The following is a 22,668-nucleotide window of genomic DNA, read 5'->3' as shown; positions in this document are numbered from 1 at the left end:
TGTCGTTACCAACGTTGAAGCTGTCGTTACCAACGTTGAAGCTGTCGTTACCAACGTTGAAGCTGTCGTTACCAACGTTGAAGCTGTCGTTACCAACGTTGAAGCTGTCGTTACCAACGTTGAAGCTGTCGTTACCAACGTTGAAGCTTACGCAGAAACTTTGGTGATAGGATCGTCGCCCGTAAGGCGGGAATAAACCCGTTGGTTGTATTCCTGCAACGCTTGATCTGACGAATGGGGAAACCGCGTCAATGTTGCCTGTTGGATATAATCCATCAACGGACGGCGAAGATGCTCGTATTTTTCAAAAGCTTTGGCTATAATTTGCGCCTCATCCCAATGATTTTTCTCAGCAATATTAGCAATCAGCGTTGCTATTGTTAGGGCATCTTCAAATCCTTGATTAACCCCTTGAGCCATAAAAGGAGGCATCCCATGTGCCGCATCACCAACTAATACAATTCGCCCTGCACTCCAGGCGGGTCGAATTTCCACAGGTTCTCTAGAATCAGAAATAGTAGCCCGGTGAATATAGTACGGACGCTGTTGCATATTGGCAGGAGGAGATAGACGCACTAATTGCTTGAGTGAATCGGGAAAGCCTGCCTTTTCCATTTCTTGTAAAGCTAAATCAATTAAGCAACTTTCTGACTTACCCTCTAACAAAACTAAAGGCAAAGGCAGGTGTATGATGTACCCAAGTTGACCCCTTAGTCTGCCGAATAACATCATTCTTGGGTCATAACCAACTGAATCGCTGCCTGTTTCATCATTAACTATCGTCACAATCGGTGAATCTTCAAAGAATTTTTCCACCACTTCTGTCCGCAATTGGTTTGGGATTTCTGGGATATCCCTGCAAGATATTGCTGCAAATCCGGAGTATTCAGGTTGTGCAAAAGCACTGTATGAGCTATCAGCGTAAAGCACCCGACGAATTGTAGAATTGATTCCGTCCGCTGCAACTACTAGCTTGGCTCGGATTGATTTTATTTCGGAAACTTGAGGAGCAGTCTCTAAATTTTGAGGCTGGGTGTCATTTGCCCAATAGGCATAAGGGTTTATTTCTCTCGCTATATCGGATACAAAATCTACCCGAACACATCCAGCTTCCGGCTCATCTGCAACGTTGATACAACAGTGATTTGCTTTAACTCGATCTTGGGGAAGTTGCTGTCTGAGTCCAGTCTGCAAATCGTACCAAGGAATTGAAACGCGCCCCTCGCCATAATCTTTAAACCAATCATCATAACGAAGAGGAATTGACCTAATCCGCTGCCCACGAATATTTTTTTGCACCCATTCTGGTGAAGTCTTGCGAGGTTTTTCTTCTCCTGGTGTTCCGATAGTTTTATCCTCATTATTGTCCCGATTAAAATTCAAGAAGCCAAAAGCAGTTTTCTTAACTTCTTCATAGGCTTTAAAATCTAAATATTTGAGAGCTTTTAATCCATTGGGAAGAAGATCCAACACCTGACCAACCTGACGAAAACCACGAGTTCGATCGATAACAATAAAATTTTCAATCCCTCGCTGGCGTAAGCCAATGGCAGTTGCTAAGCCGATAGATCCAGCACCAACGATCGCAACATCGTAGATGCCGGTATAAGAAGAGACAATATCTTGGTCTGTAGGCGGATGAAAGCTTGATTGATGCTCTGGCATATACGATCAAATTCGATCTTGTGGCAAATGGTTGACCGAATTTTTTTAGCATAATATGCGAAGGTTTAACTAGCAAGGCTTTGCACAACGCTATTAAATCTCTAGTAGCTCGGCTTGAGCGTAAAGTAGCGAAGGCAAATTCTTGCCAACGCTCAAGCAATCATAAGCAACGTTAAAGTTGTCGTTACCAACGCTCAAGCTGTCGTTATGACTGCTGAAGTTGTCGTTACCAACGCTCAAGCTGTCGTTATGACTGCTGAAGTTGTCGTTACCAACGTTCAAGCTGTCGTTATGACGGCTGAAGTTGTCGTTACCAACGCTCAAGCTGTCGTTATGACGGCTGAAGTTGTCGTTACCAACCCTCGAGCTGTCGTTATGACTATTGAAACAACCCGCAGCTCAAACCCTAGTCGCGGGCTGGGGCTGTCGGGTTGAATTTAGAGACTCAATTGGAGTTTCTGACTTTATTATTTGTCAGAATACCATTTGCGCTCTTACTTCAAAACGTTCTCAGTTGCCTGTTCGACATTGTCTTTCAGGGTACGAGCGGTTTCCTCAGCGCCTGTGGTATAAAGCTTACCAAACTGCTTAAATGCCTCTGCCGAGTCCCGCGTAATATTATTAATTCGTTCGTTTAGGGGAACATCTCCACGAGCTTCGTCCAGAAATTCTCCGGTTGTTTTTGGTCTTTCGGATTTAGCATCAGCCTTCTCCATCCGTTCGATAAATCTTGATGATTCGGTTTCGTTTCCAGAGTTAGTATTTGCTGAAACCGGGTTAACATTGGCTAAAAATAGCATACCAACGACGAGGAAAACCGCCACGAAACGCTTGACCTGAAGATTTTTGACAAATGCGATCGCGCAAGCGTGCCGGAGGCATATCGCGCTATCCATTAAATTTTTCATCACCATGCTCCTTTTGTTCTTTTTGAGTCATACAAATCTCAGATTAACTGTAAAAAGTCGCCGCTTCCTCTAACAAAAGTTATATTTATAAACGCTGGCTGCATCGCCAGATCGAACCATTGATGGATATTGAGAAGGGTAGCTAAGCGCATCCGCGCCGCGAGAGCGAACGCTTCACGCGCAGCGTGGTGTAGGTATCCGCGCGTTGGTTTGTGGGTGTGAGCGATCGCTAGCCTAATATCAATTTCAATCAGTCTTGTTCTAATAGCGGTAATAGCCGCTGTAACTCACCACAAGCTGCTTGAAGTGATGGTGGCGCATCTTCTGGTAAGCTTTGAGAACGGCATCGATCTGCTAGATTCTCAACATCGGTTTTGCAAATAGCTTCATCATTCTGAAATTTTGCATAGGTATCTTCCTCATTCACAAGTTCTCCTTGTAAATAGTGTATCCAAGTCTCAATATTCCGCTTGGGAACAAAGATAGCGATCGCTTCATCTGATTGACGATTTTCTTGGGAATCTTCACTCAAGGCGCTAGCTAACTGATTCAGTCGTTCCTGTAAAGTTGTTGTATCTGCATCAATCAACACGACTAATCCAATCGATACGCGGTTTTTATTCTGGCGATATGCTCTTACTTCCACCGGATATTGAGTGCGTACATACTGTTCTCCAGATTGGCTACCAGGCGGGCAAATTTTAGCTCGGATTAAACCTTGAAAACCTCGCTTTTTGAGAAAATAACGGGCAAAAACCTCCTGCTGTCTATCCTCACAGAGGACGACTATCTGCACTCTACGCTGACTCATTCAACCATCCCCGTGCAATTAGTTCTGAAACGGGTAATCCAGAATTTTCACCTACTTCACTACTAATGCGTTTGACTCTGACAGGAGCGTTACTTTGACGCTCAAACCAATAGCCTATCGGTGAAGCCAAAAGGTAGTTAATTAACTCAGGATGGTGAGAAATCAGTAATGCTTGCAGCTTTCTTTCGCTACAAAGGTCATAAAGCTGAATCAGCCAAGGTTGAATTTCTGGCAAGGCTAAGAAGTTTTCAGGTTCATCAATGCACAAGGTATAGTCTTCAGATTTTGTCCCATGAAGCAGCGCGTACAAAGCAACTAACGTTTTTTGCCCGTCGGACAATTCTCCCAAACGATATTCAATTGGTCTGCTGCTATTTCCCCCTGCTGAAAACCGTAGCTTTAATACCAAACTCTGTTCGCTTACTCGTTCAAACTTAAAGTTTGTAAAACCATCCAAAACATCTTTTAAAATATTTCCAATTTCAGCGACTTTGCCTTGATCTTCCGAAAGATAGCGATACCAAGAAACATAATTTTCCATCTGACTCGTCAAACGCATTTCTTCCTGGTTACTCTCATCAATCATCAAACTGGGAATAATTCGCACGATAATAAATCGTGCCATCTTTTCTCTAAACCAAGTTAACTTAGTATTGTCACTTCTTGGCATCAATGAAGGGAGCATGGATTGCGACCAGTCAAACGAGTATTGTGACCCTTCTGAATAATTGTCTCGATAAAGTTGAACTTCGCCTAACTCAAATTTCAGTAAAGGCTGGTTATCAAACCACAGACGCTCATACTCAACACGACATTTATCTCGATTATAACCAATCCCTAATTCGTATTTGTAGCTGCCGCCATTTCCTACGATCTCTAACTCGAAACGTTGAATTTGTGAAGTTTGCCAGCGCGTCAAATCGGCAGATTTGAAAATTCCCTCTACCTTACTGTCGCCGCTCACAAATGCCTGGATTTTCTGCAATACTTCAAAAACAGTCGATTTACCCGATCCGTTAGAACCTAAAAACAGATTTATCGCGTCAACATCAAGTTCAAAATTTACCAAACAGCGAAAATTATCAATATATATCCGTTTCAGCATAAGATTGTTTCAGATTCGAGCTTCAAATAAATCTCACATGTAGCAACTATAGCAATTCCCAATGAATCATACAAATCAAACAAACTTGAAAAACCAACTTCACAACTCAAGAGTTACCATGCCAATGCTTTTTACAAACATCAAGCATCAGGCAAATAAGCAAGTTAATTTTACAACTGATTTAGACTTGCTATGCTTTATCAATATATTATGTATTAGCTTGCTTTATTCAGCTTTAAATACAATACTTGATTATATTGTCAGCTATTTCTCTAAATCTATCTCTTAGTACAAAAATTAATTCTTCTTGATTAGGAGACCAATTACCCGAACCTTGCAATGTTTTTATTGGACGGAATTTATCTAAAACAGATACGGGAACGTTTTGCCAAATACTATTTTGAACCAACACATTCATATCTTCTGTCTGTCCTATTAAGTAATTTTTGGGAAGTTGGTGACACACATTATTTCCTAGCTTTAGAACAAGGTCATTTTTAATGGCATCGGATATTTTATCATAGTGAACTTGATCTGCCTTGACAAATTCACCTTTGCGAGTATCAAACCCGTTAAAAATCCAACCAGCAAACTTTGGAGAGCCTAACTGGTCATACTTATTTAAATAAGGATTAGCTGACTTAAATCTTTTGAAACCGCTTTCCCAATCTTGAAAGAAACCGGGAAGCATCTCTCCTATTAGTCCAACACAGTAGGCGCTGAAAGTGTCAGACGTACAAGGAACAATAAAATAGTCTGAGGAATAAAGTGCTGCTCGAACCAAAGCACCAAAGGATGGAGGCAGGTCTATAAAAGCATAATCATATGGCTTCAAGCCTTCTCTTTTATTCGCAAAATCGATCATGTCTCGCAACACCATATACTTGGCTATACCAGTACCTGTAAGCAGGTCAGAACCAACATTTAGTGATTCAGAATAAACATTTAACCAGAAGTCGCCAGCAACAATCTCTGCATTGGGGTCTGTGTGAAGCCCTCTGTGACTGAAAAACTGAAATTCGCCTGTATTTTGTAAGAATCTTTGTAGATAAGCACGGATTGTAGTTCCATACGGTACATTCTGAGTAGGTAATTTTTTAGTAAAGGGTTCAGTTCCTAGAACTGCCAAAGACAAATTGCACTGGGGGTCAAAATCAACCATTAGTACACGCTTTCCTTTTCGTGCCATAGCATCTGCCAAATTCCAGGCAATAGTGGTTTTTCCAACACCGCCCTTATTGTTAAAAATAGATATTATTTTCATTACTTATTGCTCTTCAGTACAAAAGGGTCTAGGTACACGGTAGGTTGTACTCAGGTATCACAAACCTATTATACATAAATAATAATCTAAAATTTTAGGATGTGCTGAAGCTTGCCAGATCCGACATATTAGCAAAGCAATAACCAACTGTTTCTACAGAACAGGAACACAAATAACGTAAAATAATTGTGCATCCGCCATTGCACCCCTTTAACCCATGCTTTGCGACTACCTAGTTCAAATCCTCACCGCCCGCGTCTACGATGTTGCTCAAGAATCACCCCTAGAATACGCGCCAAATCTCTCTACGCGACTGAATAATCAACTCCTGCTGAAGCGCGAGGACATGCAGTCTGTCTTTTCCTTCAAGCTGCGGGGTGCGTACAACAAAATGGCGCAATTGCCCCCAGATTTGCTCGCACAAGGCGTTATAGCTGCCTCTGCGGGAAATCATGCCCAAGGTGTCGCCCTGGGTGCGCGTCAGCTTGGCACGCAAGCAATTATTGTCATGCCTGTAACTACACCCCAAGTCAAGATTAATGCAGTCAAGGCACGCGGGGGAGAAGTTGTCTTGCATGGAGATACTTACGATGATGCTTATGCTTATGCGCGTCAATTGGAAGCAGAAAAAGGCTTGACATTTATTCACCCGTTTGATGACCCCGATGTGATTGCCGGACAGGGAACAATTGGCATGGAAATTCTGCGGCAATATCAGAAACCAATTCATGCAATTTTTGTGGCAATTGGCGGCGGCGGATTGATTTCTGGAATCGGGGCATACGTCAAAAGATTGCGTCCGGAAATCAAGATAATTGGCGTTGAACCTGTCGATGCCGATGCCATGTATCAATCGCTCAAAGCAGGTAAACGAGTGCGTTTATCTCAAGTTGGATTATTTGCCGATGGCGTCGCGGTGCGCGAAGTTGGGGAAGAAACTTTCCGCTTGTGTCAGCAATATGTCGATGAAATTATTCGCGTTGATACCGACGATACTTGTGCGGCAATTAAAGATGTATTTGAAGATACCCGCTCGATTGTGGAACCTGCGGGGGCGTTGGCTATTGCTGGGGCTAAAGCTTATGTAGAACGAGAGCAAATTCAGGGAGAAACATTAGTCGCCGTTGCTTGCGGTGCAAATATGAACTTCGATCGCTTGCGTTTTGTTGCCGAACGAGCAGAATTAGGGGAACGCCGCGAGGCTATTTATGCCGTCACGATTCCCGAAGAACCGGGCAGTTTGCGTCAGTTTTGCGATTGTTTGGGCAAACGCAACTTGACCGAATTTAGCTATCGCATTGCGGATGAAAAAGAGGCACATATTTTTATCGGCGTGCAAATTCAAAACCGCAGCGATGCGACAAAATTGGCGGAAACTTTTGAAACTTGCGGGTTCAAAACTCTAGATTTAACCGATGACGAATTAACTAAATTACACTTGCGGCATATGGTGGGCGGGCGTTCTCCTCTCGCACATCACGAATTGTTCTATCGTTTTGAATTTCCCGAACGTCCGGGTGCGTTGATGAAGTTTGTCGGTTCGATGAGTCCTAACTGGAATATTAGTGTATTTCACTATCGAAATAATGGCGCAGATTACGGACGAATTGTGGTGGGGATACAAGTGCCTCCCGATGAGATGCAACAGTGGCAGGCATTTTTAGATACGTTGGGTTATCAGTATTGGGATGAAAGTAATAATCCGGCGTATAAATTGTTTTTGGGATAGGGGAGAAGGGGAGCGATATGCCTCCCTTCCGTAAAGCTCTCGCTATCAAAAGCTGGCGTGGATTTGACGGCGCGTGAAGCGCAGCTATCCCGTAGGGAATCGCCTGCCCATCCCAAAATTCTTAACCAATGTTTTAGAATTAAGGAAAGAACGCCAGGTTTTGACTTTTTTATGCAAACACCACAAACCGGACAGACGCCGGGAAGCTTAATACAAAGTCTTTATGAGACTGACTTCTATGCCTGGACGCAGGAACAAGCAAAACTCCTCAAACATCAGCGATGGAGTCAACTCGATCTTCCTAATTTAATCGAGGAGATTGAATCATTAGGAAAACAACAACGCGCCGAATTAAGAAATCGCTTGAGTATTTTGATTGGGCATTTGCTTAAATGGAATTATCAAGTATCGAAACGAAGTCGCAGTTGGTTTAATACAATTCGGATACAGCGCATTGATGTAGTCGAGTTACTCAAAGAAAATCCGAGTCTTAAACCCTATTTACAAGAAGCTCTTCAAATAGCCTATACGAAAGGAATGGCATTAGCTGCGGGAGAAACAAACCTGCCGCGAAAAACCTTTCCAGAAAATTGCCCTTATACGTTAGAAGAAATTTTGATGGATAGTTTTTATCCAGGCGAACCTGCAACAGATGATGTGATGGAATAATAGCGATCGCTCTCTTCAAGATAGATGATTTTAGCGATCGCTCTCTTCAACATAAGTTACGAACCAAGCGTTGGCGTTAGCACAGGCTAACGCACTTATCGCAAATTCCGTACTTCCTCGCCACAACCTAGAATCTCTTTGAGGTGTGACGGAATAGAAAGTGGCACATATTCTAACGACATCCGAGCTAATGTTTTCAGGTTTTTGGCTGTCCTTGAAGTGTGTAGGAAAGACAAGTGGCACCTATTCCAATTACTTGTATTTTCACACAGAGGTAAAGTAGCTATCACTTGTTAAAGATAAAGGATTTTTTCTCAGCGCTCCCACCTCGTAGGGAGAGGCTCCAAACTACCTCTACAACAAAGGTTTGCTTATGTCTAAAACTGTTAAAAACCTTTCGACACTAACAACTGCGCTAGTGTTATTCGGTTTGTCTGGTAGTGCGATCGCGGCATTTGTCCCATACCTGTTTGCAGGTTCCGAAACACCCAACTTTGCCGTCTTCTTTGTAGTTGGAATGGCAATCATTCTTTTGACGGCTATTCTCTTCGGTTACATCGATCGCTTGGGCATGGGGTTTGGCAAGACAACTATCGTACTAGCAACAGGCTATAACGCCCTGATTGCGGCGGTTAAGCTGTGGTTGGCGCCCGCCGCGCTCTACCAAATCCAAATCTCCAATAATGCCTTGTTTTTGTTCCCTTTTATTGGTGTGGCAATACTCTTGTTGTATCTGGTTGTCTTTAAGGTGATTTACCAGATCTTCAAGCGGCGATTGCAATGGTCGAATGGGGAATTACGTGCACAATCATCTGCGCTGCGCGTGGCGCTATCTATCTTCGCTGTTGTTTTCATTTCCATTGTTACGATTTTTCTTGGATTTGTGCTGTTTGTGGTGGCAGGCTTGGATTATCTAGGGATCTTCGCAACATCCATCGGCTTCGTCATTATAGTCGCTCTTGTGCTGGCGGCGATCTTGGCAGCTACAACGTTTGACCAAGTGGAAAAGCGGGCGTTTGAGTTGGGGCAGGCTACTCTGCTTGCCAATTTCTTCTGGTTGGGTTGCATTTTAATTGCCCTTTATCATGCAATGTGGTTGATTTTCCTCCTGACATTGTTCAGTATTTGGCCACTTCGGACTTATTCGCCTAAGTAATCATGAAACTTCTAATTCTGTATTGGCGACTGTTGCGCTATCGCGTTGCTGTGATGATGGTTCTATTTATGTTGTTGGGGGCAGCTTGGCATCAACGCTTGACCACCATCAACGGCGCGATAATTGCAGCGATAATAGCTTTAGCATCGAGTTATGTCTGCGCGACGAGCGTCAACGATATTGCCGATCGCAATATCGATGCCATCAATCTTCCCAACGATCCAAGTCGTCCGCTCGTTACGGGTGCGGCTGATGTTGGACAATTGTGGAAACTATTTAGCGTAGCGAGTGTTTTAGCTATTGCGTTGCTGCTTCCCATTAACCCAATGGCAGCGGGTATTATCGTGCTATCGATCGCGATCGGTGTCCTCTATTCTTTGCCACCAATTCAGTTTTCCTACCGAACCTTTCTAGCACCATTGACTTTAGCAGTGGCGTATGTGGGTATTCCCTACTGGCTAGGTGTAGCAATCGTTGGAGATACAATTAAAGCATCTGATTTGCCTCTGATGGCAGCTTTGTATCTACTATTTACAGGTAGGATTATTCTGAAAGATTTTCGCGATCGCGAAGGCGATGCCACCTATGGTAAACCAACATTTCTGTTGAAATATGGTAAGCCTGCCACATGCTTGGTCAGCTTACTCGCCATATGCAGTGGGGATATTTTGCTGATTGTGACGTTAGCAAATCGGTGGTGGCTAGCAGCACTTTTACAATTGTATGTGATGGGTGCGATCGCAATGCTCTATCGGCTTTACCGCGTCAGTAGTCGTCGAGATGAACAGTTATCTATTGGTGTCGCCGCTAAGATGGGCAATGGCATACTAACTACACTTCTAGGTGTATTAACCCTTGCCAGCTATGATGCCGACTGGATGATGCAACTAATATTCAGCCTCGCACTCACGGCAATTTACCTGATCAACTTCATTGATTTTTTGCGCCATCCCGACCAATCTATTATTGGTTACAAGGGGTGAAAGTTTCTTGGCGGAAGTTACGAACTTAGCGTTGGCGTTAGCCTGTGCGTCAGCACTTATCGCAATCTCCGAACTTCTGACAAGCTAAGTCCTGTAGTTTGACTAATCGTTTCATCATCAAGTCGATCTAGTAATTGTCTTGCAATCGCGATTGCTTTTTGTCGCATTCCTTCTTCTCGTCCTTCTTCGCACTGGGCTTTTTGGTATCGCTCTCTAGCCCCACACCACCGAAGCGATTCCATTCTAGTTGGGATTAACGCTTCGGTTCGATCTCAAACTCAAGCCGAGAACGATAAAAGTGAACGTCAAATTCTAAGAAGAAATTTGTCTGTCCGAGAATCAATGATACGCTGTCACTTTTGACCCAGGCAAATGCTAATCTTAAAGGAGTAAACTCTCCTATCTCAGCCATAAAAGATACTGGCATTGCTGGTCGATTACCAAGGTTGCCTGCCAGTCGAATAATGGCTTTGCTGTCATCCCAAACTAAGCCAAGCTGAATTCCCACTTGATAAGGCAGCACATTCACGGTTGCACCACTATCTACCAACCCAACAACTTAGACTCTTTGGTTATTGTGGTGCAGAATCAGGGGAATGCGCGGTAAGCTGTCAAACTCATTTTGAGATGGATCGGTTGTAGAGTATTTGAATCGCATAACAACTCAGTTTCCATTGTTGTCAGCCAGCTTCATTGCCTCCATCAAGACTGCACCAGCACCAAAAGCATCCTAGGGAGTCGGTAGGTAGTAAATCTTGTATGGTTCCAATGGAAAAATATCTTCACTGATATCTTCTTCTGCGATTAAAATGCGGATCAACTCTCGTTTATCGAGCGCAGACAATTGTTGAATCATCGGGAGTAATTCTGTTAGTGTCATGGGTTAGCTTCCTACTATGCGTCTATTTTAACGATAGCAAGTTAACTTGGAACGTGACTGCTTGTATTATACTGCTCTACTATGCAGCGCGATTTCGCAGCGAACGGGAGCCGTTCGCGTCAGTTATGAACCTTGCGATCGCAATCTCCGAACTTCTTCTAAACTAAGTCCTGTAGTTTGACTAATCGTTTCATCATCGAGTCGATCTAGCAATTGTCTTGCAATGGCGATCGCTTTTTCTCGCATTCCTTCTTCTCGTCCTTCTTGAGCAGCTTTAATAATCGCTCCTTGTTGGTCGTAAATAAACATTTCTCGTCGTTCCAAATCTTCTAGTTCTTCCCTTGTTAAATTTGCTTGGTTAGCAATTTCAAAAGCTCGATGAATTTCCGGAATCTGGTCTATTGTTTCCGGAACTGAAGTCAGCGATCGCGCATATTTTATGAAATAAATCCACTTATCAGTTAACGTTTCCAGTTGATGCTCTTGTTTGGTGAATTTTGGCAATTCCACAAACACTAAGTCAATCTCGTTGTCAGAATATTTTAAGTTGGTGCTTTCTTCTTTGTAAACGAAGCGAGAAATCAAGCGATCGCTATCTTCAAACATCTCAAAATCAGCGATCGTTAAAGCGATTACAGGTTTGAGCATTCGGTAACCTTCGCCTGCTTGTAATTGAAAAGCATAAGTTTTGGCAGCATTGTACAAAACCTGCTTCCCGAAAGACTGTACGTTTAACACCTGCATTTCAATGATGACCAGCGTACCATCCTTGAGTTTTGCTTTCACATCCAAATAAGTATCTTTTAAACCGACAATTCTTGGTGGCAGATTAGGGTTAATAATTTCTAAGTCTTCGATTGTAGGATTGCCCTCATAAATCATGGCGTTGAGAAAGCTAATGAGAATATCTTTGCTTTCCGAGGAACCAAAAATTTTTTTGAAGGCGTAATCGGTTTTAGGGTTAATAAACATAATATTTTACGCTCGCCTCAACTACGGGAGAGCCACTACCTCCATTATACTGATGCCTGGATCGAGTGCAGCCAATTCTTGTATTATGTAGTGATAAGCGATCGCACTGGCTTTTTTGGTATGAGCGATTTGCCAACACGATGTAAATAAAATTTATGAACGCGATCAAAAAAATATTGCCGATTTTATTGCTGATTTTTACCGCTATTTTTATTGTAAAATTTAATCGGTTTGTTTTCGGACAATCTTCTGGTATAGATATTTCTTTCCAACCCATTGAAGTTAGAGATGGTGCGGGATTATACAAAAAACAATTAGCGAACGGAAACGCAGCCTATTTGCAAATTATTGACGTGGGAAAGATGCAAATAGACCAAATAATTGGAGAAGTAGATAAAATGGGTATTGGTCAGGGAGCATATTATCAAGGAGAAAACCAATACTATAGCCCTTTTTTTAAAATGCGTTTGTTTTCCGAAGTAGCCGAAGAATATAAAAAACTTTACGATGCATCAGTTTTCTCGGCGATCAACTGTTCTTTTTTTGAACAATATCAATCGAGTACGCAGCTATCTTTCCCCGTCAAAATTAACGGTCAAGTTGTAACTGCGGGAAATAGTCCTTACGGCCCTATTAAGCAACCAAAAAACGAATTTTATCAAAATGTGCGCCTAAAAGCTTTGGTATGGAATGAAAGGGAAGTATACATTACAGATTACCATCCAGAAACAGGCAAGCCTTTGAGTGACAGTGAAGTACAAAATGCAGTTGTTACTTACCTGTACAGCGACCATCCAGCTAAAGTATTAGCTAACAATCCAATCAATAGATATCACGTCATTGGTACGCTGAATAAAGATGATACTAATGGCGATGAATCCCTGGCAATTATAACAGTTAATCGATCCACATTGGATGAAGCGGCTAATTTATTGCGCGACTTAGGAGTGAAAGGAGATATTATTACAATTGATGGCGGAACTTCAACATATATATTCAATTTCAAATTAGGGAATATTATGTTGCCTCAATCAAGTGGTTCTGTCTCTGCCAAGTTGCCCCATTATTTAGGATTTAGAAATAGAAATACCAAGCCAGATTCACCGCACATTCTGGTTAGCCAACCAATTGGTAAAGTACAAGTGGAAGCAAATAAGCCTTATCTGATTTTGTGGAGAGATAATCTTGAAGGTGATGTCAAGATTGAGTTGTATGAAGGGAATAAACTGATTCAAACTATTCGCGATCGCACGGCTAGCGATGGGGTTTATGAGTGGACGCCTAAGAATGCTATAAAAACAGGAGATTTAATTCGGATTTCTAGCGTCGAAAACCCGCAAGTCTTTGGGGTGTTGCAGTTGTAATCCCAAAAGAAACCCGGTTTTTTGAACAATACCTTTGCCTTGCATCCGACACCCTTAAGGGTATCGCTACACAAACAAAGGCTGCCTACGCAGCCAGTAAGAATTCCAGCCCTTGGCTTGCGGGCCAAAGGCTGCCTACGCAGCCTTGAATAATTCCAGCCCGCGCAGGCGGGCTTTGCTTGTGTAGCCACACCCTTAAGGGTGTAGGCGTTTCAGAAAATTGGCGATGATATTGTTATAAAAACCGGATTTCTCTATCAGAACTCATCGAAATCTCCAAACATTTCATCATATAGATCTTCTAGCGTGTCTTGCTGCCTCCGATTCAACACTTCTGGCCCATCAATAAATTCTTTTATCGATATTTTTTGCTGGTGAAAAGCTCGGACAAAGTCGCGAATCTGCGAAACAATGTGTATTTGATTTCCCAGTTCTTCTAATATCTGTTCTATTGGCTCAATTCCTTGTTTATTGACTCTTTTACAATCCGAAACCATTGCCCCTTCTGGGGTCTTTTTCACCAGGCGCAGTTCCCGTTTTAAGTTATCATATTGTTTTTTTAGTATTTGATTTTGTTGTTCTATGCCGTTGCATTTTCGCGTCACCTCATCTTCACTATTGTTATCAATTGATTCTCCGGCTTGATGTTGCTGTTCTATTTCTAACAGTCGCGCTAAATCTCCTTCTTGATATGCTTTATTAATTTCTTTCATTATTTCCGTATGGCGCATCTGCGTTTCGGGATCTGTCACCATGTCCGGGTGAAAGATTTCTGCTAATCGCAAAAATGTCTGGCGAATCTTTCTCGATTCATCACTTCTGGTAGCAAAACCATTTTCTAACTCCCGTTTTGCTTGTTGTTGCTGGCGGTGTTCGTGGGGAGGAGTGGAATTATCGGCTTCAAAAAGTTCGTCGAGTTCTGTATCTTCCGGTTCGTCATCGAGTTTGGGACTGATAACTCCGGCATACTGAAGATTCTTGTAAAGGCTTTCAATCTTTTTGCGATTTTTTTTGCTAAATTTGCTATCGTTCAGAATATCTTTGAATAAAGCATGAATTTCTTGGTCGAGTTCGGTCATTTTTCGGAAACTGGGGGTGGCGCGATGAAAGATTTCTGTTGCCAGCGATCGCATCTGTTCCACAAAGTTCTTCAACTCGGTTCGTTTCCGCTTAATCTTTTTCAGTAAGCTTTGGTGTTCTTTTTCTAAAGCTGCGAGACGGATATGCAGATCCGACAGCGCCAGGGATGTAGTTGGCGGCGTGGCGGGGGATGGAGATGTGGCTTTTTTAGGCATGGCGAAGGTAAGGTTAAATTACTGAATCGGATTCTGTAACGCAAAACGGTTACAATCAAGTCCAATACCCATGAAAATGTCGCTCAGGAGTATCAAACCGTGCGAACCTTACTAATATATCCCGTTTTTCCACCAACTTTTTGGTCTTATAACAAAATTCTAGAATTAGTCGATCGGCAAGTCTTGTTACCGCCTTTAGGATTAATCACTGTGGCGGCTATCTTACCGCAAACCTGGGAATTTAAACTGGTAGACCGCAATATTCGCCCTGTGACCGAAGAAGAGTGGGACTGGGCAGATATTGTCATCCTCTCAGCAATGATCGTTCAAAAACAAGATTTACTAGAGCAAATTCGGGAGGCAAAACGGCGGCATAAATTAGTGGCTGTCGGCGGGCCATATCCGACTTCTGTTCCTGATGAAATTGAAGCCGCAGGAGCAGATTTTCTCATCTTAGATGAAGGAGAAATTACCCTACCAATGTTTGTACAAGCATTACAAAAAGGAGAAAAAAGCGGGATATTTCGCACTGCTGAAAAACCCGATGTGACTGAAACGCCGATTCCTCGTTATGATTTATTGGAATTGGATGCTTATGACTCAATGTCGGTTCAATTCTCGCGGGGATGTCCGTTTCAATGTGAATTTTGTGACATTATTGTTCTCTATGGTCGCAAACCTCGAACTAAAAATCCTGCCCAGCTGCTTAAAGAATTAGACTGCCTTTATGAATTAGGATGGCGGCGGGGTATTTTCATGGTAGATGACAATTTTATTGGCAATAAGCGCAATGTAAAGTTGTTGTTGAAGGAATTAAAAATCTGGCAAGCAGAACACCAATATCCTTTCCAATTTAATACTGAAGCATCGGTCGATTTAGCCGCAGATTCAGAGTTAATGGAATTGATGGTTGCCTGTAATTTTGATGCGGTATTCTTGGGAATAGAAACCCCAGATGAAGAGAGTTTACACCTGACCAAAAAATACCAAAATACCCGGAGTTCCCTTGCTGAAACAGTCGATAAAATTATTCGATCTGGCTTACGCCCAATGGCAGGATTTATTATTGGCTTTGATGGGGAGAAAAAAGAAGCTAGTTCGCGCATCATTAGCTTTGTGGAACAAGCTGCAATTCCTACGGCAATGTTTGGAATGCTGCAAGCTTTACCGAATACTGCCCTCTGGCATCGTTTAGAAAAAGAGGGACGGTTGCGAGTCAATGGGAAACAAGATATTAATCAGAGTACTTTAATTAACTTTGTACCTACTCGTCCGATTGAAGATATTGCCCAGGAATACATCGAGGCATTTTGGACATTATATGACCCGCATAATTTCCTCGATCGGACTTATCGCTGTTTTCTCAAGTTAGGCGCACCTCAATGCAAAACTCCCTTTAAATTACCAAGCTGGATCGATTTGCGTGCTTTAAGCATTATCATTTGGCGACAAGGCTTTAAACGCAACACCCGATGGAAATTCTGGCATCACTTGTGGGGTATTTTGCGGCATAATCCGGCGGTCTGGGAACATTATCTCACGGTTTGCGCTCACAACGAACATTTTCTTGAATATCGTCAAATTGTCCGGGATGAAATAGAAAAACAATTAGCGGAATTTCAACGTCAGGAGGTTTTAGTTACAGGACTTACGCACGCCTAACTCCAGAGCGTGTAGGGCAATCGCCCACACTCGTCGTTAAACTTAAGTGCGATCGCTCGTCCTTTCGATGCAGCGAACGATCGGATGTTAGGTTTCCTGCGTCAAGAAAACCAAAGGCGAACTTGCGATCGCCTCTGGCACGAATAGCGATCGCTGTTGGATTTTCTGCGTCATATCAAACTATGGGGATATGCTACTTGACAGCAGGGAATTTCCGATCTAGTAAGTCTCGAATCTTCTACTATCGTAGTAAAAAGTTAGAAAAGTGTTGTCATCAACTAATACTCCTAATACAATATCTAGCGACTCTCGGAAATAGGGGCTACCAGATTCTTGTTCATTGCTGATAATAGGATCGTCTAGGACGGCAACAACAATCGCTGGTTGATTCTTGTAAGGTATTTTTCTATTCTTGAGATTTTCTTTCCATTTCACAAGTTGTCCAACTTGAAAAGACTCCTGCTTGAGGAAGTTACTACAAGCTGTTTTAAGTTTAGCAATGTATTCCTCCCCATAGCTCTCCTTTTCTGCACCAATCGATTCTCTTTCTTGGAGAGACTTTAGGAGTGCAGCTATTTCCTCTCTGATATCTTGTTGCTTGCTCATCTCCATTATTTAATCAACTACGCAGAACAAACTACTCGCTCGTTTTTTTCACGGTTAGTTAGGTTGTGGCTTGAGTTAAAATCACCCCTAATCAATTCATTATCCATTTTGACCTTATTGGTATAGGCAATACCAGACAGCGTATATTGCCTCTGAGATTTTGTTTCTATTTTACTACTTGAGCTTTCTCGGAGAAGCAACCACATTACCGAGCTAATTTGCTGCAATAAGTTAGTCTGACGCAATTTAACCTCTTCTTTATTTTGCAGACCTTGTACCACATAAAAGGATTTGGGAGGTAGTAAATACCAACTTGCTGGCACAACCTCTAGTACCCACCAGTCAAATAGCTCACGTCTCCCCTTAGATCCAGGGAAAACTGCATAACCTTCCAAGCAATCATCTAAAATCTCTAGAAGTGCTTCCACGGACTGGTCATAATCGAGAACCCGGAGCGCATTATGAAAAACATCTAGAGCTTCATTGAGTACCTGAAAACTTACTAGATCTTTACGAGCAGATAGCTCGCTAGTTTCTGAAATTTGATTAAGCAATTCATCGCTCTTACTATAGCTAGTATTCTGACTTTCATCATTGATGATTTTATCAATATTTTTTAGCAGCCATAACACCAGCCAATTGACAGTACTTTTTGGGAATGAATTGCTTGGTTGATAGTATTCCAGCGTTGGTTCTACTAATAGAGCTAAAATCAGCGCCATCCAGATATAACGAAGGTGACATAGTGTACGATCGCTGTTTTGAAATGCTTCTAAAATTTCACTTAATGTTTCTGGGAGTGGAGTTGTTCCATCTGCCTCTGGCTCATAGAGTTCTTCATAATGTTGCTGACTGATTCTGGTCAGTAAAACTTTAAGGGAATCAGGTATAGTAGGTAACGAGGATGATGTCAGATCTACAGGGTGGTTTGATGTCAATACCATCAGGAGTCCCTCCATTACAATGATTCGGGTGGATAAGGGTAGTCCCAAAATATTTCTACCCTTATATGCGGAAATTTTTCTCTAAACTGCCTCACTATATTGTTACAGCTTTCGCAGGGTTGGAATTCACTATAAAGATAAAGATTACCTTCTACCTGAAGATCGTAAGCCGTCTCAAGAGTTTCTGCAATCGCGGATAATACTTTATACTCTGCATCAGTATCCATAAGACGCTTGGCATAGGAGTCAATTATTGGCTCAAATTGTCCTCCTTCTGACTTCGGCTTTGGTAAAGGAGTTGGACTCCTCTGTCTAGATGTTCCTCCTACACAAAAAACTACATCACTTTGGAGATGTACTTCAGCAATCGCAACATTCCCTTTACCGACGGGTTTTTTCAGGTATCGCTCTCGAATTTGGGTAGCATTTTCCCGCAAACGCTCCTTGATCAGAATTGTGCTCCTCATAGAACCCATTTTCCATTATGCAGCGATCAGAGCAGTGTTAGATCGACAATAGCGGTATAAGAAATCTCATCCAGGTATCCGAAATGGTGCGCTTAAAAATCTGGCAATGGTTCGTCTTAGCACTCCCAATCGCAACTATCATCGGTTTCTTGCTAGTCGCAGCGGGAATGCAAATCCACGAATGGGGTATTAATTGGATTTGGGGCGTTTTCACGCTTGTATTCGTCGGTTGGCGTTGGTTGTTGGTACGATGGACTCAACCCGCCGTAGCTCAGATAGAAGCGGTAATGGCGGAGGTTAATCAAGAACTGGAATCGACTACAAAAGATACAATACTGCCCAGGGGAACCGATGCCACAACTCAAGTAGAAGCGGCACTACAACAAATCCTGATCGCAGCACAAAACGATCGCCCGATTTGGGAAGATTGGCAAACTTTTTGGCAGCGATGCACCGAACTCGTCAGCGCCATCGCAAACATCTACCATCCAGAAGTAAAATATCCCCTGCTCAACATCTACGTCCCCCAAGCTTACGGGTTAATTCGCGGTACCGTAGATGACATGGATCGGTGGATGCAACAATTATCCCCCGCACTCAATCAAGTTACCGTTGCACAAGCCTTCCAAGCATATGAAATCTACCGCAAATTAGAACCATCGGCGCGTAAATTTATGCGCGCCTGGAATTTTGCACAGTGGATCTTAAATCCTGTCGCGGCAGTAGCTCAACGCGCTTCTGTGCGTTTCAGTAACCAAGCAAATCAACAATTAATTGTCAATTTGAGCCAATTGTTGCGGGAAGCAGCATTGCGGAACTTGTGGCGTCAAGCGATCGCTCTCTACGGCGGTACTACCCTACCCGCTACCTTCTTCTCCCTCACACCCACCCTACCCAAAGCTCAAACTCAAACGCTACAAGACATCCTCGCCTCTGCCCAACCCGCCGCAGCCGTTGTGCAAAAACCCGTTAATATTCTCCTAGTAGGCCGCACCGGCGCCGGAAAAAGCAGCCTGATTAACACCCTATTTCAGTCAGAACTTGCCGAAGTAGATGTATTACCTAGCACAACCGACATTCACTGCTATCACTGGGAAAACTCTACGGGAGAAACCCTAAACCTTTGGGATACACCAGGATACGAACAAGTCAAGCGTGAAGACCTGCGAAATTTAGTGCTGGATTATACAAAAAACGCCGATTTACTGCTGCTGGTTAATCCTGCCTTAGATCCGGCGCTGCAAATGGATGTAGACTTTCTCAAAGATATCAAGGCAGAAGTAGCAGATTTACCCGCGATCGCAGTCGTGACGCAAGTAGATAAACTGCGTCCGATCCGCGAATGGCAGCCCCCCTATGATTGGGAATGGGGCGAGAAGCCAAAAGAAATATCGATTCGCGAAGCAACCGAATATCGCGCCCAACTACTGGGTGATTATTGTGACAATGTTTTGCCTGTAGTAACGGAGGATAGCAAAACGGGTAGAACAGCGTGGAATGCGGATGAATTATCCTTGGCATTGATCGAAGCGATCGCCCCCGCCGTACAGTTGAGATTGGCTCGCTTTTTGCGCGACTTAGAAACACGTAGCATCGCAGCGGCTAAAATTATCGATCGCTACAGTTTCCAGATGGCAACGACTCAAGGATTAACAGCACTGCTGAAAAGTCCCGTACTTCAGTTTATCTCCACCATCTCCACCGGATCGCCCAGCTTGGCTTATGTGCTGGCGCAGAAAATACCAGTCGAACAATTGCCAGTTGTCATTGGTAAACTTCAGATGGCGTATGAACTGTTCTCCCTATTGAATGCGGATAATCAGCCGATTAATTTTAACTTGCTGGCGCTGTGGCCTTTATTGCTCGATAATTCTACCTCACCAGAACGGGAAGCCAAGGCATTGGGTTATGCTCTGGTAGAATATTGGACTGGAAATCTAACAGTTGAACAACTGCGGCAGCGATTTGAGTATTATCTCAAGGTACAGTGATATCATGTCCAATTGCTCATTGCTAATTGCTAATTGCTAATTGTCAATTGCCTCCAGAGCAGCCAGGGATTAGCTATTAGCAGTTACACAACCTTTGCTATTGGACATGATATGAATCATCGCGATGTGCCATACCAAATCCGCGCACCATTTCCGCTCTTTTAACGAACCAGGCGAAGTCGCACCCGTTGGGTAGACACGAAGGACAGGAAGAAAGATGGGGAAGATAATATTGGGGGTAATCGCTCCGGATTTGGTATGACTGAGAGCGTGGCGAATATTAAAGCAATTTTGCCGATTCAAGCGAGGGAAAAATATATGAATATCGAGCAAGCAGTCTTAGAAAAGTTGCGGCAGTTACCTGTAGATAAGCAGCAATAATTATTGGATTTTGTGGAATTTTTGTATCAAAAAATGATCGCTAAGTCTCCCTGACGCAGCGTTAGAGGATTGTGTGCTGATTTGAAGGTAGACATCACCGAAGAAGATATTGCCCTGGCGCGGAAAGAAATGTGGGGTAATTTTCCGAGGGAAATCGTTTAATGACATCAGTAGTAATATCGCATCCGGTTGCATTGGAATTAAAGCAGTTTTCAATTGGGTGCAACACAGATTGTAGGGGCACGGCATCGGAAAAACTTTGAGCTGGCGACAAAACTTACTGATGCCGTGCCCCTCGCGATCTGCGAATTCAGGCGTTAACAAACATTCAGACAATTTGGTGAAGATGGAGCGATGCGCCAATCGCTCATTCACCGTCAGTCCCTCCCAACTTCAAGCGCAACGCTAGCCAGTTAGCCAATCCTCAATCTGCTGTGGTGCATCCTGGAGCATCGTGGAGCTTACTCGAGCAGTTCCAGGACTTACGCCAAGAAACCCCGTTTCTATCCCCGAAGAAACCGGGTTTCTGGCAACGCCTTTGCCTAAGTCCTGAGTTCGTTAAAAAAATCTACATATTCTTTAGCTGAGCAGCGAGTAAATTTAAAATCTAAAATTTGAAATCCAAAATCCTTTGATGTTATCCCCGCGTACAATTTCTTCCCTTTACACCGATGGCGCTTGTACCGGCAACCCCGGCCCTGGTGGCTGGGGCGTCGTGGTATACTTTGCCGATGGCTCGGTGTACGAGATGGGTGGAGCCGAAGCCCAAACAACCAATAACCGCATGGAAATGCTGGCAGCGATCGCAGCGTTAAAACTCCTAACCACCACCAAACAAACCCAACCTGTGACGCTTTATACCGATAGCGAATACCTCAAAAAAGGCATCACCCAATGGATGAAAGGTTGGAAAAAGAAAGGCTGGAAAACCTCCACAGGAAACCCAGTCCTCAACCAAGACCTGTGGGAAACCTTGGATCAACTCAATTCGAGTCAAGTAAACTGGGAACATGTCCGGGGTCATGCAGGCAACGAGGGGAACGAAAGATGCGATGCGATCGCCCGCGCCTTCGCCCTGGGAAAAACCCCTTCACTCCAACAGTCACCAATCTCTGACTTATTGGCAACAGAAACAGCACCAGCCCCAGATCATCGCAAAACGATACAATCCAGTGGAGTACCCTCTAACCTGCCCAACTCGGACTTGGCTATGAACGACTCAACCAGTCTCTCACCCGCAGAAACCGCTGGGCAAATATCCGGCGAGGTACGAGTTTCCCAACTCCGCAATCTTGTAGAAACCCTCCGCATCGCCGATGAAATATCTCATAAAGGCTACCTAATCACCAGTTCCGAACTAGCCGACTTAATGGATATCCACACCAGCGCCGTCACCAGTCGCGGCGACAACTGGGTGTGGCGCAACTGGGTAGTATCCCGCGTGCGACGCGAAGGTAACCAAATTCTCTGGCAATTAGAACGAGTGGATTAACGTAATAGCTAATGGCTAATCGCTAATAGCTAATGGTAGGGCAGTCAAATATTCCCATGAGCAATTAGCCATTAACTATTAGCAATTAGCTGGCTGGTAGGGCAGTCAAATATTCCCATGAGCAATTAGCCAACTATTAGCAATTAGCTAATGGCTAATGGTAGGGCAGTCAAATATTCCCATGAGCCAGCCATTAGCTATTAGCAATTAGCTGGTAGGGCAGTCAAATATTCCCATGAGCCAGCCATTAGCTATTAGCAATTAGCTGGTAGGGCAGTCAAATATTCCCATGAGCCAGCCAACTATTAGCAATTAGCTGGTAGG

General features: G+C 43.4%; 24 protein-coding genes and 2 pseudogenes. 11 read left to right on the top strand and 15 right to left on the bottom strand.

All coding sequences use genetic code 11. The features are described 5' to 3' along the window. Window positions 1-196 (top strand): hypothetical protein (locus tag MiSe_RS37855; protein WP_226590299.1); only part of this gene is annotated, 196 nt, incomplete at its 5' end. Here the strand turns inward: MiSe_RS37855 and MiSe_RS37850 are convergent. From MiSe_RS37850 to MiSe_RS37825, 6 genes are all read right to left on the bottom strand, one after another. Continuing rightward, window positions 148-1,665, bottom strand: coding sequence for an FAD-dependent oxidoreductase (locus MiSe_RS37850; protein WP_226590296.1), 1,518 nt, complete (start codon window positions 1,663-1,665; stop codon window positions 148-150). The genes MiSe_RS37855 and MiSe_RS37850 overlap by 49 nt on opposite strands. A gap of 93 nt (window positions 1,666-1,758) precedes the next feature. Beyond that, window positions 1,759-1,989, bottom strand: coding sequence for a hypothetical protein (locus MiSe_RS37845; protein ID WP_226590294.1), 231 nt, complete (start codon window positions 1,987-1,989; stop codon window positions 1,759-1,761). A gap of 170 nt (window positions 1,990-2,159) precedes the next feature. Then, entirely contained in the window at window positions 2,160-2,573 is a 414-nt protein-coding gene (locus tag MiSe_RS37840; protein WP_226590292.1) for a hypothetical protein, read from the bottom strand. Window positions 2,574-2,823: 250 nt separating this feature from the next. Continuing rightward, on the bottom strand, window positions 2,824-3,384 hold the full coding sequence (locus tag MiSe_RS37835) for a hypothetical protein (RefSeq protein WP_226590289.1): 561 nt from the start codon (window positions 3,382-3,384) through the stop codon (window positions 2,824-2,826). Further along, the gene (locus MiSe_RS37830) at window positions 3,371-4,489 is read right to left on the bottom strand and encodes an AAA family ATPase (protein ID WP_226590286.1); all 1,119 of its coding nucleotides are present in this window, start codon (window positions 4,487-4,489) and stop codon (window positions 3,371-3,373) included. Before MiSe_RS37830 ends, MiSe_RS37835 begins: the two co-directional genes overlap by 14 nt. Window positions 4,490-4,724: 235 nt before the next feature. Further along, window positions 4,725-5,753, bottom strand: coding sequence for a ParA family protein (locus tag MiSe_RS37825; RefSeq protein WP_226590284.1), 1,029 nt, complete (start codon window positions 5,751-5,753; stop codon window positions 4,725-4,727). Window positions 5,754-5,970: 217 nt separating this feature from the next. Here MiSe_RS37825 and ilvA point away from each other — a divergent pair, with 217 nt between their 5' ends. From ilvA to MiSe_RS37805, 4 genes are all read left to right on the top strand, one after another. Continuing rightward, entirely contained in the window at window positions 5,971-7,482 is a 1,512-nt protein-coding gene (gene ilvA / locus MiSe_RS37820) for a threonine ammonia-lyase, biosynthetic (RefSeq protein WP_226590281.1), read from the top strand. 171 nt (window positions 7,483-7,653) lie between these two features. Further along, window positions 7,654-8,151 carry a DUF29 domain-containing protein gene (locus MiSe_RS37815; protein WP_226590279.1) on the top strand — a complete coding sequence of 166 codons (498 nt, stop codon included), beginning with the start codon at window positions 7,654-7,656 and terminating at the stop codon, window positions 8,149-8,151. Window positions 8,152-8,524: 373 nt separating this feature from the next. Further along, entirely contained in the window at window positions 8,525-9,307 is a 783-nt protein-coding gene (locus tag MiSe_RS37810; protein ID WP_226590277.1) for a hypothetical protein, read from the top strand. A 2-nt stretch (window positions 9,308-9,309) separates the two neighbouring features. Continuing rightward, window positions 9,310-10,290, top strand: coding sequence for a UbiA family prenyltransferase (locus MiSe_RS37805; protein ID WP_226590275.1), 981 nt, complete (start codon window positions 9,310-9,312; stop codon window positions 10,288-10,290). 56 nt (window positions 10,291-10,346) lie between these two features. Here MiSe_RS37805 and MiSe_RS37800 read toward each other — a convergent pair. The 4 genes and pseudogenes from MiSe_RS37800 to MiSe_RS37785 all read right to left on the bottom strand — a co-directional run. Further along, window positions 10,347-10,478, bottom strand: a pseudogene (locus tag MiSe_RS37800) (Rpn/YhgA-type helix-turn-helix domain-containing protein); the annotation flags it as partial. A gap of 65 nt (window positions 10,479-10,543) precedes the next feature. Then, entirely contained in the window at window positions 10,544-10,819 is a 276-nt protein-coding gene (locus tag MiSe_RS37795; protein WP_226590273.1) for a hypothetical protein, read from the bottom strand. Between the two features lie 201 nt (window positions 10,820-11,020). Then, window positions 11,021-11,170 carry a hypothetical protein gene (locus MiSe_RS37790; protein WP_226590271.1) on the bottom strand — a complete coding sequence of 50 codons (150 nt, stop codon included), beginning with the start codon at window positions 11,168-11,170 and terminating at the stop codon, window positions 11,021-11,023. A gap of 123 nt (window positions 11,171-11,293) precedes the next feature. Further along, window positions 11,294-12,145 (bottom strand): Rpn family recombination-promoting nuclease/putative transposase, encoded by an 852-nt coding sequence (locus tag MiSe_RS37785; RefSeq protein ID WP_226590301.1) that lies wholly within the window; start codon window positions 12,143-12,145, stop codon window positions 11,294-11,296. Between the two features lie 152 nt (window positions 12,146-12,297). On the opposite strand from MiSe_RS37785, the gene MiSe_RS37780 reads away from it, so the two are divergent. After that, window positions 12,298-13,506: a hypothetical protein gene (locus tag MiSe_RS37780; RefSeq protein WP_226590269.1), complete on the top strand. Its 1,209-nt coding sequence runs from the start codon at window positions 12,298-12,300 to the stop codon at window positions 13,504-13,506. A gap of 257 nt (window positions 13,507-13,763) precedes the next feature. Here the strand turns inward: MiSe_RS37780 and MiSe_RS37775 are convergent, their stop codons facing one another. Then, window positions 13,764-14,801: a molecular chaperone DnaJ gene (locus MiSe_RS37775; protein ID WP_226590267.1), complete on the bottom strand. Its 1,038-nt coding sequence runs from the start codon at window positions 14,799-14,801 to the stop codon at window positions 13,764-13,766. A 99-nt stretch (window positions 14,802-14,900) separates the two neighbouring features. Here MiSe_RS37775 and MiSe_RS37770 point away from each other — a divergent pair, with 99 nt between their 5' ends. Further along, a complete protein-coding gene (locus MiSe_RS37770; RefSeq protein ID WP_226590264.1) occupies window positions 14,901-16,463 on the top strand; it encodes a B12-binding domain-containing radical SAM protein in 1,563 nt (520 codons plus the stop codon). Between the two features lie 219 nt (window positions 16,464-16,682). Here MiSe_RS37770 and MiSe_RS37765 read toward each other — a convergent pair whose 3' ends face one another. The 3 genes from MiSe_RS37765 to MiSe_RS37755 are packed head-to-tail and all read right to left on the bottom strand — an operon-like array spanning window position 16,683 to window position 18,480. After that, window positions 16,683-17,069 carry a hypothetical protein gene (locus MiSe_RS37765; protein WP_226590260.1) on the bottom strand — a complete coding sequence of 129 codons (387 nt, stop codon included), beginning with the start codon at window positions 17,067-17,069 and terminating at the stop codon, window positions 16,683-16,685. A gap of 17 nt (window positions 17,070-17,086) precedes the next feature. Then, complete coding sequence (locus tag MiSe_RS37760; RefSeq protein WP_226590258.1) at window positions 17,087-18,013, bottom strand: hypothetical protein; 927 nt, start codon at window positions 18,011-18,013, stop codon at window positions 17,087-17,089. A gap of 14 nt (window positions 18,014-18,027) precedes the next feature. Then, window positions 18,028-18,480, bottom strand: a complete 453-nt coding sequence (locus MiSe_RS37755; protein ID WP_226590256.1) for a deaminase domain-containing protein — start codon at window positions 18,478-18,480, stop codon at window positions 18,028-18,030. 83 nt (window positions 18,481-18,563) lie between these two features. On the opposite strand from MiSe_RS37755, the gene MiSe_RS37750 reads away from it, so the two are divergent. Further along, window positions 18,564-20,471, top strand: a complete 1,908-nt coding sequence (locus MiSe_RS37750; protein ID WP_226590254.1) for a GTPase family protein — start codon at window positions 18,564-18,566, stop codon at window positions 20,469-20,471. 318 nt (window positions 20,472-20,789) lie between these two features. Continuing rightward, window positions 20,790-21,014, top strand: a pseudogene (locus MiSe_RS54185) (hypothetical protein). On the opposite strand, the gene MiSe_RS37745 reads toward MiSe_RS54185, so the two are convergent. Further along, window positions 20,947-21,126 (bottom strand): hypothetical protein, encoded by a 180-nt coding sequence (locus tag MiSe_RS37745; protein ID WP_226590252.1) that lies wholly within the window; start codon window positions 21,124-21,126, stop codon window positions 20,947-20,949. The pseudogene MiSe_RS54185 and the gene MiSe_RS37745 sit on opposite strands and share 68 nt — an antisense overlap. 9 nt (window positions 21,127-21,135) lie before the next feature. On the opposite strand from MiSe_RS37745, the gene MiSe_RS51485 reads away from it, so the two are divergent. Continuing rightward, window positions 21,136-21,261: a hypothetical protein gene (locus MiSe_RS51485; protein ID WP_264196803.1), complete on the top strand. Its 126-nt coding sequence runs from the start codon at window positions 21,136-21,138 to the stop codon at window positions 21,259-21,261. Between the two features lie 225 nt (window positions 21,262-21,486). Beyond that, window positions 21,487-22,344 (top strand): ribonuclease HI, encoded by an 858-nt coding sequence (rnhA, locus tag MiSe_RS37740; protein WP_226590250.1) that lies wholly within the window; start codon window positions 21,487-21,489, stop codon window positions 22,342-22,344. Window positions 22,345-22,668 lie beyond the last annotated feature (324 nt).

The organism is Microseira wollei NIES-4236, assembly GCF_020521235.1.
In the GTDB taxonomy this organism is placed as follows: domain Bacteria; phylum Cyanobacteriota; class Cyanobacteriia; order Cyanobacteriales; family Aerosakkonemataceae; genus Microseira; species Microseira wollei.
The sequence above is the reverse complement of the archived record's forward strand: the minus strand, read 5'-3'. Positions and strand labels throughout refer to the sequence as shown.

What these genes read in the sequence shown, in the direction of transcription:
- MiSe_RS37850 (WP_226590296.1), bottom strand. Translation starts at nt 1,665, where the DNA reads ATGCCAGAGCATCAATCAAGCTTTCATCCGCCTACAGACCAAGATATT.
- MiSe_RS37840 (WP_226590292.1), bottom strand. Translation starts at nt 2,573, where the DNA reads ATGAAAAATTTAATGGATAGCGCGATATGCCTCCGGCACGCTTGCGCG.
- MiSe_RS37835 (WP_226590289.1), bottom strand. Translation starts at nt 3,384, where the DNA reads ATGAGTCAGCGTAGAGTGCAGATAGTCGTCCTCTGTGAGGATAGACAG.
- MiSe_RS37830 (WP_226590286.1), bottom strand. Translation starts at nt 4,489, where the DNA reads ATGCTGAAACGGATATATATTGATAATTTTCGCTGTTTGGTAAATTTT.
- MiSe_RS37825 (WP_226590284.1), bottom strand. Translation starts at nt 5,753, where the DNA reads ATGAAAATAATATCTATTTTTAACAATAAGGGCGGTGTTGGAAAAACC.
- ilvA (WP_226590281.1), top strand. Translation starts at nt 5,971, where the DNA reads ATGCTTTGCGACTACCTAGTTCAAATCCTCACCGCCCGCGTCTACGAT.
- MiSe_RS37815 (WP_226590279.1), top strand. Translation starts at nt 7,654, where the DNA reads ATGCAAACACCACAAACCGGACAGACGCCGGGAAGCTTAATACAAAGT.
- MiSe_RS37810 (WP_226590277.1), top strand. Translation starts at nt 8,525, where the DNA reads ATGTCTAAAACTGTTAAAAACCTTTCGACACTAACAACTGCGCTAGTG.
- MiSe_RS37805 (WP_226590275.1), top strand. Translation starts at nt 9,310, where the DNA reads ATGAAACTTCTAATTCTGTATTGGCGACTGTTGCGCTATCGCGTTGCT.
- MiSe_RS37790 (WP_226590271.1), bottom strand. Translation starts at nt 11,170, where the DNA reads ATGACACTAACAGAATTACTCCCGATGATTCAACAATTGTCTGCGCTC.
- MiSe_RS37780 (WP_226590269.1), top strand. Translation starts at nt 12,298, where the DNA reads ATGAACGCGATCAAAAAAATATTGCCGATTTTATTGCTGATTTTTACC.
- MiSe_RS37775 (WP_226590267.1), bottom strand. Translation starts at nt 14,801, where the DNA reads ATGCCTAAAAAAGCCACATCTCCATCCCCCGCCACGCCGCCAACTACA.
- MiSe_RS37765 (WP_226590260.1), bottom strand. Translation starts at nt 17,069, where the DNA reads ATGAGCAAGCAACAAGATATCAGAGAGGAAATAGCTGCACTCCTAAAG.
- MiSe_RS37760 (WP_226590258.1), bottom strand. Translation starts at nt 18,013, where the DNA reads ATGGTATTGACATCAAACCACCCTGTAGATCTGACATCATCCTCGTTA.
- MiSe_RS37755 (WP_226590256.1), bottom strand. Translation starts at nt 18,480, where the DNA reads ATGAGGAGCACAATTCTGATCAAGGAGCGTTTGCGGGAAAATGCTACC.
- MiSe_RS37750 (WP_226590254.1), top strand. Translation starts at nt 18,564, where the DNA reads ATGGTGCGCTTAAAAATCTGGCAATGGTTCGTCTTAGCACTCCCAATC.
- MiSe_RS51485 (WP_264196803.1), top strand. Translation starts at nt 21,136, where the DNA reads ATGCCGTGCCCCTCGCGATCTGCGAATTCAGGCGTTAACAAACATTCA.
- rnhA (WP_226590250.1), top strand. Translation starts at nt 21,487, where the DNA reads ATGTTATCCCCGCGTACAATTTCTTCCCTTTACACCGATGGCGCTTGT.